Here is a 12455-nt window from a genome sequence, read left to right on the forward strand (position 1 = left end):
TCCGCAAAAAATGCGGTCGGTGAAGGGAACTTTTCGAACAGCATGAGAAAGCTTTGGCCTGTTGGCAATAAATCCTTATAATTAGCGACCCTGAAATGTGATTCGTTACACATACTGAGTCTCATTAAAGTGCTCTGTGAAAGTACCGTGTCTCTCCGGTGGAAAGCATACCGGTGGGAAATCAACATTCTGACAACAACTGCCAGTGTGGCATTAACGACCAACGAAAATATGAAAATGAGCATTCGCGCGATAGTTACCCTGGTTTTGGCAGTTGCTGCGTACAGCCAGGCATCTTTTGCTGTGGTATATCCTCTTCCGGCGAACAATGGTCGTCTGGTCGGTGAAAATATTACGGTCACTGTTCCACAGGGCAGCAGCCTGCCGCTGGAGCATTTTGCAGCGCAATACCAGATGGGTTTGAGCAACATGCTTGAAGCCAACCCTGGCGTTGACCCGTTCCTGCCAACCCCTGGCACCGTTCTGACGATTCCTCAGCAGTTAATCCTGCCGGATACGCCGCACGAAGGTGTTGTCATCAACAGCGCAGAAATGCGTTTGTACTACTACCCGAAAGGCAGCAATACCGTTGTCGTTCTGCCAATCGGTATCGGTGAGTTGGGCAAAGACACTCCGTTGAACTGGGTGACCACTATCCAGCGTAAGAAAGCAGGCCCGACCTGGACCCCGACGGCAAAAATGCATGAAGAATATGCAGCCCGCGGCGAGTTTTTACCCGCCGTCTTCCCTGCAGGCCCGGATAACCCGATGGGTCTGTACGCGCTGTATGTAGGCCGCCTGTATGCCGTTCACGGCACCAATGCGAACTTTGGTATCGGTCTGCGCGTGAGCCACGGTTGTGTGCGTCTGCGTGATGCTGACATCAAATGGCTGTACGACAACGTGCCGCAAGGCACCCGCGTTCAGTTCATCAACGAGCCGGTGAAGGCCACCGTTGAGCCAGACGGCAAGCGTTATGTTGAGATCCATAACCCGTTGTCTTCTAACCAGGAAGAATTCGACTCCCAACAGCCGATTCCAATCAGCCTGACTGGTAGCTCGAACGCCGTAGCGACGGATCCAAGTGTGAATCAGACAGTAGTTCAGCGCGCGATTGAGATGCGTGCAGGCATGCCGGTTCAAATCAACTAAGCATTAAGGCTTGGATGGTGTGAGACTTTGGAAAGCCCCGAAACTTTTTCGGGGCTTTTTTGTGGAATTTTTTGGACTGCTGTCCAATGGCGGCTTAAAAAATAGCCGAGGACGTTTCGGTTTCTCAATAGCAGTGATCACTTAACTCGCTGCGCCGAAACCGCCAGCATTGGGTTTGCTCCTTCCCCTCTCACGAGGGGAAGGACGGGATGGGGTGTTGGTTTCGGCTCCAAAGTCGCCTGCTATACCCCCTCCCAGCCTCCCCCTTCGCAGGGGGAGGAGCAAAGCAAACCGGCTCAGTGCAGTCTTTAATAAAGGTGAGATGATGCGTATTTGAAATCAACCGGAGTGCAGAAGGGAAAGGCTTTTCTCCCCGTCAGTGTGCCAGAAACTTCTCCAGAAACTGCTTAGTCCTCGCATGCTGCGGATTCGAGAACAACTCCTTCGCTGGCCCCTGCTCCACGATCTTCCCCTGATCCATAAAGATCGCCCGGTCTGCCACATCACGCGCAAAACTCATTTCATGCGTCACGATCACCATTGTGCGGTGCTCGAGCGCCAGCGCGCGGATAGTGTTGAGAACTTCCCCGACCAGCTCCGGGTCGAGCGCAGACGTCGGTTCATCAAATAAAATGACTTCAGGCTCCATTGCCAGTGCGCGGGCGATCGCCACACGCTGCTGCTGACCGCCTGACAAACGGCGCGGATAGGCGTCTTCTTTACCGCTCAGGCCGACTTTTTCCAGCAGTTTGCGCGCGGCGGCAATCGCTTTCTCTTTCGATTCACCTTTTACGATGACCGGGCCTTCAATGATGTTTTCCAGCACGGAACGGTGTGGGAACAGATTAAAGTTCTGGAATACAAAACCTACCTGCTGACGCAGTTCACGGACTTTGTTTTTCTGCTTTCCGATCGGCTTGTTACCGTCAATTTCGATTTTACCGACCTTGATAGTGCCACCGTCTGGTTCTTCCAGCAGATTAATGCTGCGCAGCAGCGTGGTTTTACCGGAACCGCTCGGGCCGATAATTGCCACCACTTCTCCGGCATTCACCTGTAAATCGATACCGTGTAACACCGTTTGGCCGTTGAATTTCTTAGTCAGTTGCTTAACGTCAATGGTACTCATGAAGGCTCCTGATCCTGACGGTTAACGCGGTCTTCCAGACGGTTTTGCAGGAAGGATAAAACGGTCGCCAGCACCCAGTAAATGATCGAGGCGGCAAGATACATGGTGAACACTTCCAACGTGCGCGAGGTCACCAGCTGCGCCTGACGAAACAGCTCAGGTACCTGAATGGTCGCGGCCAGCGAAGTGTCTTTCACCAGACCAATAAAGCTGTTGCCAAGCGGTGGCAGCGCAGTACGGGCGGCCTGCGGTAAAATCACGCGGCGCAGCGTCTGCCAGTGGTTCATGCCAATACTGGAGGCGGCTTCCCACTGCCCTTTTTCAATCGACGAAATCGCCGCACGCAAGGTTTCAGAGGTGTAAGCCGCTGTATTAAGCGACAGGCCGATCATCGCAGCCGGAATAGGATCCAGCTCAATGCCAAACTGCGGCAGGCCGTAATAAATCATAAACAGCTGTGCGATAAGCGGCGTACCGCGAAATACCGACACGTAAAAACGTGACAACCATGACAGCGGCCAGAAACGCGAAAGGCGCATCAGCGCCAGCATAAAGCCCAGTAATAACCCGAAAATCATCCCGCCAATACTTAGCTGGAGCGTAAACAGGGTTCCCTTCAATAAAAATGGTGCTGAATCCAGCACCAGTTGAATACTTTCTTGCATCCGATAATAACCTTTTGGATGTTTGCTCTGAAAACACCGGAAGCTTTATCAGCTCCCGGCAGGACGAGCATTTATTTGGTGACGTCAGCCCCGAACCACTTTTCTGAAATCTTGGCCAGTGAGCCGTCTTTTTGCATTTCGGCAATCGCCGTGTTGATCGCGGCCAGCAGTTCCGGGTTGTCCTTACGGATCGCCACGCCAGATTCCTGGCGGGAGAACGCCGGGCCAGCAACCGCTAAGGTATCGCCGGTTTTCTTCACCAGATCCAATGCTGCCAGACGGTCAACCAGAATCGCGTTGATACGGCCTACGCGCAGATCCTGATATTTAGTCGGGTCATCATCATACGTACGAACATCAACGCCCGGCACGTTTGCACGCAGCCATTGTTCATAGTTAGTACCTAAACCCACACCGACTTTCTTACCTTTAAGATCTTCAGGCTTTGAATACTCAGCTTCGGAACCTTTTTTCACCAGTGCCTGAATACCGGAAACAGTGTACGGCGTGGAGAAATCATATTTTTTCTGGCGTTCAGGTGAAATGGTGACCTGATTGATCACCACATCAATACGTTTAGATTCCAGCGAAGCCAGCATGCCGTCCCACTTGGTCGGTTGCAGCTTGGCTTTTACGCCCATGTGCTGCGCCAGCGCATCTGCAAACTCCACTTCAAAACCGGTCAGCTTACCGTCTTCACCCTGGAAACTGAAGGGAGGATAGGTTCCTTCCAGCCCGACTATCAGCGTGCCGCGCTCTTTAACTTTCTTCAGTAAACCTTCATCAGCAAAGCTGTTGCTGACCATGCCGGCAGTTAACGTCACCGCCACAGCACCCAGGAGTAAACGACGACGCAGTGTAGAAAAACCCATATTCACCTCATTTATAGTTAATTATAAAACGTTATATACCCTATGGATTTGCGCACAGTAGCACCCGTCGCATCACTTATCAGGAATATAATTCTATAATCTTAGCTCAAAATGGAATAAGCACACCTTAAGCCATCAAAACGGTCATTTCCACCCATCACAGCGATATGTGATGCCTATACAAACGGGTGATAAGCAAACAGCGCAGGTGCCCCGCCGGTGTGAATAAACAGGATCGGGCCATCCTCAGGGAAGAGACCGCGTTCGATGCCATCGAGTAAACCCGCCATCGCTTTACCGGTGTAGACCGGATCCAGCAACATCGCTTCCTGTTCAGCCAGCAGTTTAACCGCCGCCATACCCGCTTCGTTCGGCTCACCGTAACGCGGCGCGAAGTATTCATCCCACAAAACTATCGACGGAATGTTTTCATCCAGTTGCAGATGAGTGGCGACCTCGCGGGCAATCGCCTCCACTTTGGGACGCTGCTCATGCGCTTTACGTGACACCGTCACGCCGATGAGGGTGGTATCCGGCATCAGATGGCGTAAAGCCACGGCGAGCCCGGCGTGCGTCCCGGCGCTGCCGGAAGCGACTACCACGGCGCTGAAATCCACAAAGCCGGCGGAAGATTGCTCAGCGATTTCCAGCGCACACTGCACATATCCCAGCGCGCCTAAGGCATTCGAGCCGCCGACCGGCACCACGTACGGACGAAAGCCCTGTGCCTCCAGACGCTCAGCCTGCTCTGCAAGCTGCGCCATCGGATCGTGCAGGGCATCGCACATCACCACTTCGACGTTGAACAGATCCAACAGCAGACGGTTGCCGTTGGTCAGATAATTCGCCTCGCCGGTGCCAATCGGGTTTTCCAGCAGCGCGACGCATTTGAGCCCCAGCTTGGCGGCCACGGCGGCAGTCTGGCGCACGTGGTTTGACTGGATAGCCCCGGCGGTCACCAGCGTATCTGCACCCTCTGCCAGCGCATCGGCGACCAGATATTCCAGCTTTCTCAGCTTGTTGCCGCCCATCGCCAGCGGAGTGACGTCGTCACGTTTGATGTAAATGTCGCGGCCAACGTGTTCTGAAAGACGGTGTAATTTTTCCAGCGGCGTGCTGTTACCCAGTAAATCGAGACGATCAAAGGCATCCAGCCGGTTTTTAAGCAATGAAATTTGAGCAGGCACAGTGTTCCCCTGACGCGCAGCCGGACGGCTGAGCGAAACCGTAAAAATGAATTATTCGGATATGAAATGATATTGATGATTAAGTATATAAAGAATGTATACAAACTGGAGACAAAAAAACAGGCTCCCGGAGGAACCTGTTTAGGGTGTTTCATTGTCATTCTGTGCGAAACGGACTCAGCCGGATTTCTGCCAGGCCAGATACTGATCGTATTTGCGCAGGGCAATACGGTAGTTATCGTGCGCCGCCACCGGAACATCACTGATGATCCGCTGGTGGATGCTGTCCCCTTTCAGTTTATCGAGAGGATAGTTGCTGGCAGATAAAATCTCATCCAGACGGCGGAGGCGGACAACGTACTCGCGCACCGTGCTGTGATTCATTTCAGTCTGTTCAAACAAATATTGCTTAAACGCCATAATGTCAAAATACGACGAATGGCTGTTACAGCTAATCTCACTGCAAAAACGACACAGCGCGGTCAGTTCTTGCGACAGGTTGTGCCACACGTCGTCATCAATAGGCTGGTCCATCTTAGCGATGGCCTCTTTATTGATGATTTGCCCGCGAAACACCAGTGCCATCCTGTCGAGTTCTTTTGCACACTGTGAGCAATGAGTCTGACTATGTTTAAAATCTTTAAGATAACGGCTTAAAGGCCTTGTTTTGATTCCCGCTGGCATAAATTTATTCCTGATAAGGGACATAAAATGTATAACCGGCCAGGAAAAAGCGGATCAGTGGTCGTTGGCCAGGCGCGTTCGCAATCGCTTAATCGCCTGACTGTGCAGCTGGCTTACCCGGGATTCCCCGACTTCCAGCACTGCCCCGATCTCTTTTAAATTCAACTCTTCCTGGTAGTAAAGCGTAAGAACTAACTTTTCCCGTTCTGGTAACGCATCGATGGCTTCCATCACCCGGTGACGTAAATTGCCCTCCAACAGATGATGTAACGGGTTGGCCTCTTCGTGCCCTTCCATCAATGCCTCGGCCGAATCGCCGTGCTCTTCACGCCACTCGTCATAAGAAAACAACTGGCTGCTGTTCGTGTCCATGAGTATTTGCCGGTATTCCTCGATGGGAATATCCAGCGCCTGCGCCACCTCTCCTTCGCTCGGTGGGCGCCCTAATCGTTGTTCTGCATGATGCATTGCCTGAGACACTTCACGCGCATTGCGTCGCACGCTGCGCGGCACCCAGTCGCGGCTGCGCAATTCATCAAGCATCGCGCCACGAATACGCTGAACGGCGTAGGTAGTAAACGCCGTGCCCTGCATCGCATCAAATCGCTCAACCGCATTCAACAGGCCAATCCCCCCCGCCTGCAGTAGATCATCAAGCTCTACGCTGGCGGGAAGCCGTACCTGCAAACGCAGGGCTTCATGGCGCACGAGGGGAACATAGCGCTGCCACAAAGAATTTTTGTCTATCACGCCGTCGGCGGTATACAGATCGCTCACTGTCGTAACCTGTAAAATTAAGGGTCTGTAGCATTGTGACAGTGGAAACCCTGTTCAATCGGCAGAATAAGGACAAAAAAGCGCGGCTATTTTGATTATGTCTCGAACATCGCCTGTCGCCACCCCTCTGCCTGCTGGTCGTGATAGCTTAAATTTTGATCTAAATATAAAGATTATCCTAAATTATACCAGCCCGCCCACCAAAGGGATTGTACAAATTCGTAAGTTTTGGTTAAAAAAAACCCCGCCGAAGCGGGGTTGGACTGTTTGTAACCTGCGAGAAAATTATTGCAACAGGGACAGAACAGACTGTGGAACCTGGTTAGCTTTAGACAATACTGAAGTACCCGCCTGTTGCAGGATCTGCGCTTTAGACATTGCAGAAACTTCAGTCGCGTAGTCAGCATCCTGAATACGGCTCTGTGCAGAAGACAGGTTAGTAGTAGTGTTGTTCAGGTTGGTGATAGCAGAATCGAAACGGTTCTGAACCGCACCCAGTGAAGAACGGAATTTATCCACTTTAGCAATTGCAGCATCCAAAGCGGCCAAAGGATCTTTAGTTACAGTACCGGTGCTGGTGGTATCAGTAGTCAGTTTACCTTCAGCACTAACGAACACTTCAGCGCCTACTTTAGGAGCGTATTTACCGGTACCTGTACCAGAGTCTACTGTTACTTTACCGTTATCAGCATCGATTGCGTATTTGGTCGTGTAAGAAGCAACTGTAGTAAGTTCGCCATCTGTATCTGTAAAAGTAGCGCTGGCATTAGCAACAGCAGTGCCACCAGAGTATTTAGCGCTCGCAGTACCGTCACCCGCTGCAAAAACAGCCTTATAAGTCTGAACACCTGAATTGTAAGTAACGGTTGCAGCTGTATCACCAGCAACTGCTGTCCCAGCGATCTGTTTTGCAGAAGCAACCTGCGCCATTACTGATTCTTTGCTAGCTGTCGCTGTGTAAGACACGCCAGCTGCTGTAGTCACAGCAGCAGTATTAGTAACGTCTGCAGCATTCTGGAATTTGTAGGTGGTATTATTCAGGCTAATTTCAGCAGATTTGCCATTACCTAACGATTTACCATCTGCAGCCAACGTAAAGACTGACTTAAGAGTTGCAGCTTTAGCACCACCAGCATTGTTAGTTGTCAAGTTGCCGTCAGTTGTAAGGTAAGCAGCCTGACCACCGATGGTCAGCGCGCCATTTGCATCAGCAGTAAAGGTAACATCGCCTGTAGCAGCTTTATATGTACCGGTTAAAGTCTTACCAGCGGCTGGCAATAATGTATCAGCAAGATTACCAGCTTTTGTTGCATCGTTATTACTTGTATTTGTGTATGTGAAATTACCTGCAGTTGCATCGTAAGTGTAAGTATTGGTTGTTTTAGCTGCGGCAGCACCATAAGAGTCAATTTGTACTGTATCACCAGTTTTTAACTGGTCCAGAGCCTGTGAAGCAGTCAACGCGTTGTTGGTCGTAGTCACAGTATTTGTGGTGGTATTCATTTTAGCCGCAGTCAGGTCACTGATAGTTGCCGCTTTGTTTGCCACAGTACCTGAACCATTCACATTGAAACCATTCAGACCCAGCGTGTCAGCAGTGATTGCCTGCAGGTCGATTTTGATGGTTTCGCCGTCGTTAGAGCCAACCTGGATGGACATGGTGGAGTCTTTCGCCAGCACTTTCACGCCGTTGAACTGAGTCTGACCAGAAACGCGGTCGATTTCAGACAGACGGGACGTGATTTCATCCTGGATTGAATCCAGGTCAGATGTTGAGTTGGTGCCGTTGGCAGCCTGAACGGACAGTTCACGGATACGCTGTAAGTTGTTGTTGATTTCGCTCAGTGAGCCTTCAGTGGTCTGCGCAACGGAGATACCGTCGTTGGCGTTACGTGAAGCCTGAGTCAGGCCAGTGATGTTAGATGTGAAGCGGTTAGAAATCGCCTGGCCAGCAGCATCGTCTTTGGCGCTGTTGATACGCAGACCGGAAGACAGACGCTCGATAGCAGTGCCCAGAGCAGATTGTGATTTGTTCAGGTTGTTCTGAGTCATCAGTGACAAACTGTTGGTATTGATTACTTGTGCCATGAGGATATTCCTTCAAATCTGGTTAAGGGTTCGGGCTTATTTGCCCACGGCGTTCATCACCGTCCAAACTTGTATCGGCGCTTCACCAACAACCTTTAGAATTATTTGTCAAAAATCCAAACTTTCTTACGCCGCGAAATACCCCTCCTTATACCGGCTATTCCCGCCATTACTTTTTGTTGCATTCCATTAAACTTTTTCTACGTCGTGCCGATAGGGCTTAAAGACACTTACACACTGTAAAGGATACGTATGGCTACTATCACTTCATTAGGCATCGGTTCAGGATTGGACCTCAGCACCTTATTGACCAATCTGAGCACGGCGGAAAAAGCGCGTCTGACGCCAATCACTAACGCGCAGACCTCCAATACCGCGAAGCTGACTGCCTATGGCACCCTGAAAAGCGCACTGTCTACCTTTAACGATGCGTCAAAAGCGATGGCCAGTGCAGACCTCTATAAGAGCAGCACGGCGACATCCAGCCTCAGCAGCGCTGTTACCGTAACGACGACCGCCGGGGCCGCGTCGGGCACCTACGCCATCGGTGTGACTCAACTGGCGAAGGCACAGTCCCTGATTTCCGGTGTACAGCCTGATACCACCACTGCGCTGGGCACCACTGGCAGCACCCGCACGTTGACCATTCAGCAAGGTGGCACCGCCAAACCTCTGACCATCAACTTGACCGATGCGCAAACGTCGCTGGGTGGAATGCGTGATGCCATTAATAATGCCGGTGGCGGTGTCACAGCCAGCGTACTGAAAGTCTCCGATGGCAGCTACCAGCTGATCGTCAGTGCCAATACCAGTGGCGTGAATAATGCCATGTCGATAAGCGTCACAGGTGATGACAAACTGAACAGCGTGATTGGTTATACCGCCGGTTCTGAAGCGACTAACGGTATGAATCAAAGCGTTGAGGCTAAAAATGCCAAGTTAACCTTAAATGGTACGCCCATTGAGCGCGACAGTAACATTGTCACCGATGCACCTGAAGGCGTAACACTGAATCTGCTGGCCACCACCACGACGGGCAATGATGCCAGCGTGACCGTCACTAAAGACACCACGGCAGCGGCTACGGCGATCACCAACTTTGTGAATGCCTATAACACACTGCAGGACAGCTTCTCAAGCCTGACCAAATACACGGCGGTAGATGCCAATACTGACACGCAAAATACCAACAACGGGGCGCTCTTAGGCGATTCGGTGTTACGTGATATTCAGGTGAAACTGAAAAGTGCTATTTCCAGCGCTCAGGGTAGCGGCACTTTCACGAACCTGGCGGCGATTGGTATTACTCAGGACCCGACCAATAACGGTAATCTTAAAATCGACAGCACCAAACTCACTGCTGCGCTTAAAAACAATACCGTAGCAGTTTCCCAGTTGATCGTAGGTGATGGTAAAAAAACCGGTATCGGTACAATGGTCACCAATCTGGCGACAGGGTTTATTGCCACCGATGGTTCCATCGAAACGGCAAAAACGGGGATCAATAATACCCTCAAGCAACTGACCAAACAGTACAACTCAACCAACGACAGCATTAATGACACCATCGCGCGTTATAAAACCAGTTTCACTGCGCTGGATGTTGCCATGTCGAAACTTAAAAATACCGGCGACTATCTGACTCAACAGTTCGAAGCAATGAATTCGTCAAGTTCATAAGGATTGAGAAATGTATAACTCAAAAGGAACACAGGCCTACGCTCAGATAGGAATTGAAAGCGCTGTCATGAGCGCTTCTCCGCATCAGTTAGTGGTGATGTTATTTGACGGGGCGCGTAGCGCCCTTATCCGTGCTGGCATTTTTATGCAGCAGGGAAATATTGCCGATAAAGGCAAAGCGCTCTCTAAGGCCATTAATATTATCGACAGCGGACTGAAAGCCGGAATGAGCCGCGAGAAAGGCGATCCCGATTTAGTGGATAACCTCGAAGCGCTCTATTCCTATATGGTTCGTCGTTTATTGCATGCCAATTTACACAACGATCAGGAAGCCATCACGGAAGTGTTGGGCTTGCTGGAAAATATTGCCGATGCCTGGCGGCAAATCGGCCCAAACTATCACCCGTCGCAGGACCAATATAATGGATCAACATCAGTATCTGGTTAATGAATATCAACTGATCCTGACTTTAAGCGAGCAGATGTTGCGGCTGGCGAAAGAAGAGAAATGGGATGAGCTGGTCGAGCTCGAAGTCAGTTATCTGAAAGCCGTGGAAGCGACCACCACGTTGCCAGTAGCAGAAAGCACGTCGATGGCTATTCAGTATGAAGTACGCAAATATTTGCGTCAGATTCTGGATAACGAAAATATGATCAAAACATTATTACAAGCCCGGATGAATCAACTCACCGAGCTGATTGGACAGTCGTCAAGACAACAACAAGTGAATATGACGTACGGAAAAATCGATCTCCGTTCAATCGCGTTTGGCGATCGCCAATAATTATTACTTTCGTTTTATTTTATATTGTTCTATTTTATCAAATATTTCTTGTACATACTAAGGTTTCAGAGGCAGAGAGCGCACAGCTGCCAGGGCTAATTCTCTCTGTCTCCATCCCTGACTTCGCCTCAACAGGTAACCAGTTTGTATTAGTAACAAAGTCGCGCAGCTTTGATTTATATTCAGGCAACTGGACGCCGTCGTCGTCATATTCGGGCATCATCACCATGGTACGTAAAATAAAAGTCACCCCAGGGATAGGATCGACCTCGCTACTTATTCAGCACAGTGAACTTTTTATTCAAGATTTATATATCGACAAACCTCAGTTACTCCTGATCCAAAATGGCAGCATGACCGTTCATTATCAGCATCAGGAAGTGTCCCTGCAAACGGGTGAAATGCTGGTGCTCAACAGCGGGCAAACGCTGGGGCTTACCCACAAGCTTTCAGAAAACGGGCCATTTAGCTGCGCGATTATGGCGTGGGATAATGTCCTGCTGACCGATGCAGGGTTGCATATATCGGCATTTAAACCCCCGCTGATTACTGTCGATCACCTGCAAGTCATTCCCCACGTTCCCAGTGCCTTCAAACAAAGTTTTACTGACACCCATAATGCTCTTCTCTGGCATCACGGACTGCCTGCGCCAATAACCCGCCACCGGATGCTTGAGCAGTTGCTGTGGCTGTCGCAGCTCGGCGTGCGTTATTCCCTGCAACACAGCGAAAGCATGACCCAGCGGGTACGGGAATTGCTGGTCAACAATCTGCATAAAACCTTTACGGCAGCGGAAGTGGCCGAGCAACTGATGATGAATGAAGTGATGCTGCGACGCCGGTTGGCAGCCGAAAACAGTGTACTGCGTAATCTGATGATTGATGTTCGCATGACCCACGCCCTGCGCCTGTTGCAATGCACGGATCTGGCCATTTCCCACATCGCGCATCAGGTCGGGTATGAAAGCGGTTCGCGTTTTGCTGAGCGGTTTCGCAAACGTTTCGGTTTTGCACCCACCGCCATTCGGGGGCATTTACGCGCGCAATCGGTTCACTCACCGATCACAAGTGATGTTCAATAACAATCAGCGCCAAATACTTACATTACAAAATTATGAGTAACATCACACAATAATTGATTACCAGATGTTAACGGAATATCATACCCGCCGGTTTTTATGAATGGTCAGGGGTTGGTTGTGCACGTTTGGTGGGAAGTGATAAAAACGATTTACTGGGGCGGGCTGGGTATCGCCGTGCTGTTCACCCTGCTGGTGAGCCGCGATACGATTAAGATCAGGCTATTAACGTCCGGCATTATTGGATTTACCTGGCCGATGAGCCTTCCTGTGGTTCTCCTCTTCTCTCTGTTCTGACCCTCCAAAAAAAACCCGGCTTTCAGACCGGGTTTTCAGATGACGTGTTATGTCAGTCTT

The 12455-nt window shown here is 50.5% G+C and carries 13 protein-coding genes; 6 read left to right on the forward strand and 7 right to left on the reverse strand.

Annotation, left to right across the window (positions count from 1 at the left end; translation table 11 throughout):
- Nucleotides 1–231 precede the first annotated feature (231 nt).
- On the forward strand, nt 232–1152 hold the full coding sequence (locus AC0Z7K_RS04180) for a L,D-transpeptidase family protein (RefSeq protein WP_413529739.1): 921 nt from the start codon (nt 232–234) through the stop codon (nt 1150–1152).
- Nucleotides 1153–1528: 376 nt separating this feature from the next.
- Here AC0Z7K_RS04180 and tcyN read toward each other — a convergent pair whose 3' ends face one another.
- The 7 genes from tcyN to AC0Z7K_RS04215 all read right to left on the reverse strand — a co-directional run bounded on the left by tcyN (nt 1529) and on the right by AC0Z7K_RS04215 (nt 8554).
- On the reverse strand, nt 1529–2281 hold the full coding sequence (gene tcyN / locus AC0Z7K_RS04185) for an L-cystine ABC transporter ATP-binding protein TcyN (RefSeq protein WP_485613014.1): 753 nt from the start codon (nt 2279–2281) through the stop codon (nt 1529–1531).
- Nucleotides 2278–2946 carry a cystine ABC transporter permease gene (gene tcyL, locus AC0Z7K_RS04190; protein WP_112168074.1) on the reverse strand — a complete coding sequence of 223 codons (669 nt, stop codon included), beginning with the start codon at nt 2944–2946 and terminating at the stop codon, nt 2278–2280. The genes tcyN and tcyL overlap by 4 nt, the downstream gene beginning before the upstream one ends.
- A gap of 71 nt (nt 2947–3017) precedes the next feature.
- Nucleotides 3018–3818 (reverse strand): cystine ABC transporter substrate-binding protein, encoded by an 801-nt coding sequence (gene tcyJ / locus AC0Z7K_RS04195; RefSeq protein ID WP_485613016.1) that lies wholly within the window; start codon nt 3816–3818, stop codon nt 3018–3020.
- A 176-nt stretch (nt 3819–3994) separates the two neighbouring features.
- Nucleotides 3995–5005: a D-cysteine desulfhydrase gene (locus AC0Z7K_RS04200; RefSeq protein ID WP_485613018.1), complete on the reverse strand. Its 1011-nt coding sequence runs from the start codon at nt 5003–5005 to the stop codon at nt 3995–3997.
- 177 nt (nt 5006–5182) lie between these two features.
- Nucleotides 5183–5689, reverse strand: coding sequence for a flagella biosynthesis regulatory protein FliZ (gene fliZ, locus AC0Z7K_RS04205; RefSeq protein WP_485613020.1), 507 nt, complete (start codon nt 5687–5689; stop codon nt 5183–5185).
- Nucleotides 5690–5743: 54 nt separating this feature from the next.
- Nucleotides 5744–6466 (reverse strand): RNA polymerase sigma factor FliA, encoded by a 723-nt coding sequence (locus AC0Z7K_RS04210; RefSeq protein ID WP_056769937.1) that lies wholly within the window; start codon nt 6464–6466, stop codon nt 5744–5746.
- Between the two features lie 285 nt (nt 6467–6751).
- Nucleotides 6752–8554: a FliC/FljB family flagellin gene (locus AC0Z7K_RS04215; protein WP_485613021.1), complete on the reverse strand. Its 1803-nt coding sequence runs from the start codon at nt 8552–8554 to the stop codon at nt 6752–6754.
- 252 nt (nt 8555–8806) lie between these two features.
- Between AC0Z7K_RS04215 and fliD the strand changes: the two genes are divergently transcribed.
- From fliD to AC0Z7K_RS04240, 5 genes are all read left to right on the forward strand, one after another.
- Nucleotides 8807–10234: a flagellar filament capping protein FliD gene (gene fliD, locus AC0Z7K_RS04220; RefSeq protein ID WP_485613023.1), complete on the forward strand. Its 1428-nt coding sequence runs from the start codon at nt 8807–8809 to the stop codon at nt 10232–10234.
- A gap of 10 nt (nt 10235–10244) precedes the next feature.
- Nucleotides 10245–10682 (forward strand): flagellar export chaperone FliS, encoded by a 438-nt coding sequence (gene fliS / locus AC0Z7K_RS04225; protein WP_413535001.1) that lies wholly within the window; start codon nt 10245–10247, stop codon nt 10680–10682.
- Nucleotides 10657–11019 (forward strand): flagella biosynthesis regulatory protein FliT, encoded by a 363-nt coding sequence (gene fliT, locus AC0Z7K_RS04230; RefSeq protein ID WP_413529609.1) that lies wholly within the window; start codon nt 10657–10659, stop codon nt 11017–11019. The genes fliS and fliT overlap by 26 nt, the downstream gene beginning before the upstream one ends.
- Before the next feature lie 227 nt (nt 11020–11246).
- The gene (locus AC0Z7K_RS04235; RefSeq protein ID WP_485613025.1) at nt 11247–12101 is read left to right on the forward strand and encodes a helix-turn-helix transcriptional regulator; all 855 of its coding nucleotides are present in this window, start codon (nt 11247–11249) and stop codon (nt 12099–12101) included.
- Between the two features lie 117 nt (nt 12102–12218).
- Nucleotides 12219–12395 (forward strand): GhoT/OrtT family toxin, encoded by a 177-nt coding sequence (locus tag AC0Z7K_RS04240; protein ID WP_013575783.1) that lies wholly within the window; start codon nt 12219–12221, stop codon nt 12393–12395.
- The last annotated feature ends 60 nt before the right edge of the window (nt 12396–12455 follow it).

This window comes from Rahnella sp. 1L-D-7-B-C2, from assembly GCF_057290995.1.